Origin of the sequence: Pseudomonas sp. SIMBA_067, assembly GCF_046534675.1 — a bacterium.
In the GTDB taxonomy this organism is placed as follows: Bacteria; Pseudomonadota; Gammaproteobacteria; order Pseudomonadales; family Pseudomonadaceae; genus Aquipseudomonas; species Aquipseudomonas putida.
Map to the genome: position 1 here is coordinate 1 of NZ_JAWRYH010000120.1, position 360 is coordinate 360.

The window sequence follows — 360 nt, forward strand, 5'->3', positions numbered from 1 at the left end:
GGTCATTGGCAAACAGGCGCATCAGGTGCGAGAGCAAATCATCATCGCCAATGAACGGTGCCAGCGGATCCACCTGGCCGCCGCGCAGATAACGAATGGCCACCGGTTGCAGTGACACCTCGGCATCAATGGCACTGGCCAGCAAGCGTCCGTGGAAGGTACGCAGGCTGCGCCCGTCGGTGGTGGTGCCCTCCGGGAACATCAGCAGCGGGTGCTGCTGCTCCAGATGGCGGGTCATCTGCTTGCGGATCAACTGGCTGTCGCCCGAGCCCCGGCGGATAAACAGGCTGCCGGCCTTGGCCGCCAACCAGCCGGCGACCGGCCAGGTGCGCACTTCGGCCTTGGACAGGAACGACATCG

1 protein-coding gene is annotated in these 360 nt (G+C 65.0%); it reads right to left on the reverse strand.

All coding sequences use genetic code 11. The features are described from left to right. Nucleotides 1-360, reverse strand: a 360-nt coding sequence (locus SB765_RS28330; RefSeq protein WP_410932314.1) for a lysophospholipid acyltransferase family protein, incomplete at both ends; no start/stop codon positions are given.